The 4,046-nt window shown below is 66.9% G+C and carries 4 protein-coding genes and 1 pseudogene; 3 read left to right on the top strand and 2 right to left on the bottom strand.

The genetic code is table 11. The features are described 5' to 3' along the window. Positions 1 to 514 precede the first annotated feature (514 nt). Both ABZY31_RS31115 and ABZY31_RS31110 read left to right on the top strand, forming a co-directional pair. On the top strand, positions 515 to 814 hold the full coding sequence (locus ABZY31_RS31115) for a hypothetical protein (RefSeq protein ID WP_356417021.1): 300 nt from the start codon (positions 515 to 517) through the stop codon (positions 812 to 814). 65 nt (positions 815 to 879) lie between these two features. Next, positions 880 to 1,687, top strand: a protein-coding gene (locus tag ABZY31_RS31110) for an IS5 family transposase (RefSeq protein WP_356417019.1) whose coding sequence is annotated in 2 segments (ribosomal slippage) — positions 880 to 1,214 and positions 1,213 to 1,687 — 810 coding nt in all. Because the reading frame shifts where the segments join, the coding sequence is not laid out codon by codon here. Between the two features lie 146 nt (positions 1,688 to 1,833). On the opposite strand, the gene ABZY31_RS31105 is transcribed toward ABZY31_RS31110, so the two are convergent. Further along, positions 1,834 to 2,223, bottom strand: coding sequence for a hypothetical protein (locus ABZY31_RS31105; RefSeq protein WP_356417017.1), 390 nt, complete (start codon positions 2,221 to 2,223; stop codon positions 1,834 to 1,836). 535 nt (positions 2,224 to 2,758) lie between these two features. Next, positions 2,759 to 2,950: pseudogene (locus tag ABZY31_RS31100) on the bottom strand (hypothetical protein); the annotation flags it as partial. 81 nt (positions 2,951 to 3,031) lie between these two features. Here ABZY31_RS31100 and ABZY31_RS31095 point away from each other — a divergent pair. Beyond that, complete coding sequence (locus ABZY31_RS31095; protein ID WP_356417015.1) at positions 3,032 to 3,685, top strand: maleylpyruvate isomerase N-terminal domain-containing protein; 654 nt, start codon at positions 3,032 to 3,034, stop codon at positions 3,683 to 3,685. Positions 3,686 to 4,046: the final 361 nt, after the last annotated feature.

Genomic DNA, 4,046 nt, shown 5'->3' with positions numbered 1-4,046 from the left:
CAGGGGGGACCCTGTGGGAGAGTAGGACGCCGCCGAACAATTATTGTGGGAAAGCCCCGCACCTTATGGTGCGGGGCTTTTCTGCGTTCCGGACCCGACGACCACCCGAAAGGCCCCTGCCGCGTAGACGGCCAGGACACGTCCGGGCCGGCATACCGGAACGACAGCAGCCCGACCGCTCGAGGCCGTCCTTCGACCGCCTCTCCTCCGGAGCGCTGTGCGAGATCATTCGTCTCGAACACACGCGGAACTACCTCACCCCGGGCAGCGTCATCGCGACTCTGGGCCGCTGGGAAACGTACGTGGGCCGCACCGAGCGCGAGCTCTGGCACGACGACAAATTCGGCGATCTGCACTGGTACTGCTGCGGCAATCCCTTCGAAGGCCGTGCCCTGCTCGAGAGCGTGATGCGAGCGATGTCCTCGAGCGGGGCCCGGGAGGCCCGCAAGCTTTGGACGTCCTCGACGCACCCATGGGTCTACCCGGCCGTTACCGCTGAAGGAGAGCGATACACATGACCAGCCAGCTGACAACGACGACTCTGTGGCGCCCTGTTGGCCCCAAGGAGCTGGAGCTGGTTCGGAAGCTGAACTGGCGTGCCTGGCCGCCCAGCCTGCCCGAGCATCCGATCTTCTACCCGGTTCTGAACGAGGACTACGCGATCAGGATCGCCCGGGACTGGAACGTGAAGCACGACGGCGCGGGCTTCGTCACCCGTTTCGAGGTCGAGTCGGATTTCCTGACCCGGTATCCCGTCCAGCAGGCCGGCGGCCAGACGATTCTCGAGCTCTGGGTTCCGGCTGAGAGCTTGTAACAGGATCTTGCTGAACGGTCCTGGTGGGGCGTGACTTGTGTGACGATCGGGCCGTTCGTGGTGGTGTGAGTACTCGGCCGTGGATCGTGGATGACGACTTGTGGGCGCTGATCGAGCCGCTGCTGCCGCCCTGGCCGGAGCGGTCGCCAGGCCCGAAGCCGGTGGATGATCGGCGGTGTCTGCAGGGCATCCTGTTCGTCCTGCATCAGGACATCGCCTGGCAACTCCTGCCACTGGAGCTGGGGTTCGGTTCCGGACAGACCTGCTGGCGGCGGCTAGAGCGATGGCAGCAGGCCGGCGTCTTCGACCAGCTGCACCGCCTGCTGCTCGCCGAATTGAACGCGGCCGGCGAGCTCGACTGGTCACGCGCCTGCATGGACGGCTCCCATGTCCGCGCGAAAAAGGGGGAGCCGCGACCGGTCCGTCCCGGTCGACCGGCGCAAGACGGGCAGCAAACACCACCTGATCTGCGACGGACGCGGCACCCCACTGCACGTCATCACCACCGCAGCGAACGTAAACGACATCACCCAGACCCGCGCCCTGGTCGACGGCATCCAGCCGGTGGCCGGACGGCCTGGACACCCGCGGCGGCGCCCCGAATCTGTCCTGGGCGACAAGGCGTACGACTCGACGGCTGTGCGCCGCGAGCTGCGACGCCGACGCATCATGCCGGTGATCTCCCGCAGGGGCGCCCCGAACATCAAGGGCCTGGGCAAGCTCCGCTACGTCGTGGAGCAGACCTTCGCCCTGCTCCACCAGTTCAAACGCCGCGCCGTGCGCTGGGAAAGACGCCTCGAACTCCACAACGCCTTCATCGCGTTGGCATGCAGCCTCATCTGCTGGCGCCGGCTCAAGAAACCCCAACCATGATCGTGTTTCAGGCTCACACGACGCAGTTCGGAGCTTGAGGCAGCCTTGCAGATTCATCAACGCAGCAGTTGCCACCCGGAGTTGCCGCTCCCGGATCGGCCGCCGCCGGGTGTGGTGCCACCACACGCCGGACTGGGCACACTGATCTACTGGGCGGACACCTTGGTGAGCACCAGGGACCACGACCCATCCGGAAGGCTGAACGCTACCTTCCCTCCGCCGCGCGCGTAGAGCTGGACACCGGAGACCTCACCGACGCCACGCTCTTCGATGTCCAGGTAGACGAAGTCGCTGCCGCTGCTGTCGACGAACTCCCATTGGCCGTGGAAATCGGCGGGGTCGGAGTGCTCGTCCGTCGACAGATCAGTGGCGGTGAATGTGCCGTCGGAATCGAGGGTGATCTCGCCGCCGGTCTTGTCGTTGCGGTACACGCCGGGAAGCTTGTCGGGGTCGACCGAGTACGCGCACCCTGAGATGAGTACCGAAGAAGCGGCCAGTACAGCGACGAACCACCGTCCGACTATCCCCCTGCTCATCCTGTCCCCCTGATCATCACGGCCCCAGCGTAACGAACTGCCGAATCGCCACACTGGTCACCCCGACCAGGAAGCCTCAACAAGATCGTGTTACGAGCTTTGAGGAGCTGGACGACTTCAACGCCCACATCGTCGGAGAGATCCGGGTACTCCACGAGTTCCGCTGACCGGTCCGGCCGTTCCGGCGTGATGATCCCGGTCCGGCCGAGGCCTTGAGTCGCCCGCGGGCCCAGGTGGAGTGCGAAGGCAGCGTGCCAGGACATCCTTCAGGCCGGCGCGGCCTCCTTGCACTGGCCCGCACGGGCAATGCCGTGGGCCTCCGTAACAAGTCATCCGGGTGGCGCCGCAGCGCAGTTGGGCCGCCAGCCGGGAGAACGGTCCGAGGAACGTCCTGCGCTGGCAGTCCGCTCACCCTCAGATGAAGCGTCGGACCGGCAGACGGATCACACAGCCCTGCTCAGCGAGCGGACGGATCCTGTCGGCGTCCGGGGCGGGGGTGCACAGACCCGGTCCGGCCAGGATGGGGCGTCGCGGTCGCGCCGGGTGCGCTGTTGGGCAGGGCGTGGACCGGAGCGTAGGTGCCGTGGGCGGCGCCTCCTCCGGGTTGATCTCCTCCCACCTCCTCCACGGCGCCCGCCAGGGCTCCGGGTCCGGCGGATGTGCCCGACTCCATGAGCACCGGGAGCCGGATCCCGTTTCCGTACTTCTGATGGGCATCGGCCGGCAGCGTGCTGGGTGACCGAGGGGCCGCACTCCTCGGTTCGGGTTTGCTCCGGCTCGGGGTAGGGGGCGGGGGTAGGTTGCCGGGATGGATGAGTTCTTGCGGTCTTGGGCGGCGTTGCGGGGCGCGGTTGCGGGGCTTGGGGATGAGGACTTCGGGCGGCCTTCCGGGTGTGCCGGGTGGTTGGTTCGGGATCTGGTGTGTCATCTGGTCATCGATGCCCAGGACGTGCTGATCACCTTGGCCACTCCTGTGGAGGACGAGCCGACCCGGGACGCGGTGAGTTACTGGGACGTCGTGGAGGAGCCGGCCGGGGACGATCCGCGTGCTGCGCTCGTGGTGCGGCTGGCGGCGGCGTACGAGGAGCCTTGGCTGCTCAAGTTCCACTTGGACGACCTGGGGGCGGCCGCGGGGCGTGCTGCCGGGCTCGCGGATCAGGCGGGGCGGGTCGGCACGAAGGACCAGGTGCTCACCGCGGGGGACTACCTCCGTGCGTACGTCCTGGAGTGGACGCTCCACCACCTCGACCTGGTGGCGCAGCTCCCGGATGTGGCGGGGCCGCCTGAGGAGGGTGTCGCACGGTCGCGGGAGCTGCTGGAGGCGATCGCCGGCGAGGCGTTTCCGTCGTCGTTCTCCGCCGCGGACGTGCTGTTGGTCGGTACGGGGCGCCGGGCTGCGGACGAGGGCGAGGCGCTCGCACTGGGGGCGTTGGGCGCGAGGCTTCCGCTCGTCCTGGGGTAGGGGCAGCGGCCGCCTGGGGGCGTTGACACGGGTGGGATGCCTGGGTAGAGTCGAACGGTTGCCTCGAACTGGACAAGTTCGGCAGCGATGGTTTAGAGTCTCACGGCCCCCCTCCCATGGAATTGAAATCCATCAGGGGTGCGCTCCGCTCTTTTTCAGATGTGAACGCCGGGAGGACCGGTCCGAAACTTCTGATAGAGTCGGACTCGCCGGAAAGGGAAACGCGAAAGCGGAAACCTGGAAAGCGAAAAGCAGGATCCCGCTTCGACCGGGGGTCAGGCCCGAAAGGATCTGATAGAGTCGGAAACGAAGAACGAAGCCCGGAGGAAAGCCCGAGAGGGTGAGTACGAAGGAAGCGTCC

The organism is Streptomyces sp. NPDC006529, from assembly GCF_040611795.1.
Taxonomy (GTDB): Bacteria; Actinomycetota; Actinomycetes; order Streptomycetales; family Streptomycetaceae; genus Streptomyces.
Note: the sequence above shows the minus strand (reverse complement) of the source record. Positions and strands in the feature narration are given on the sequence as shown.

What these genes read in the sequence shown, in the direction of transcription:
- ABZY31_RS31105 (WP_356417017.1), bottom strand. Translation starts at nt 2,223, where the DNA reads ATGAGCAGGGGGATAGTCGGACGGTGGTTCGTCGCTGTACTGGCCGCT.
- ABZY31_RS31095 (WP_356417015.1), top strand. Translation starts at nt 3,032, where the DNA reads ATGGATGAGTTCTTGCGGTCTTGGGCGGCGTTGCGGGGCGCGGTTGCG.
- ABZY31_RS31115 (WP_356417021.1), top strand. Translation starts at nt 515, where the DNA reads ATGACCAGCCAGCTGACAACGACGACTCTGTGGCGCCCTGTTGGCCCC.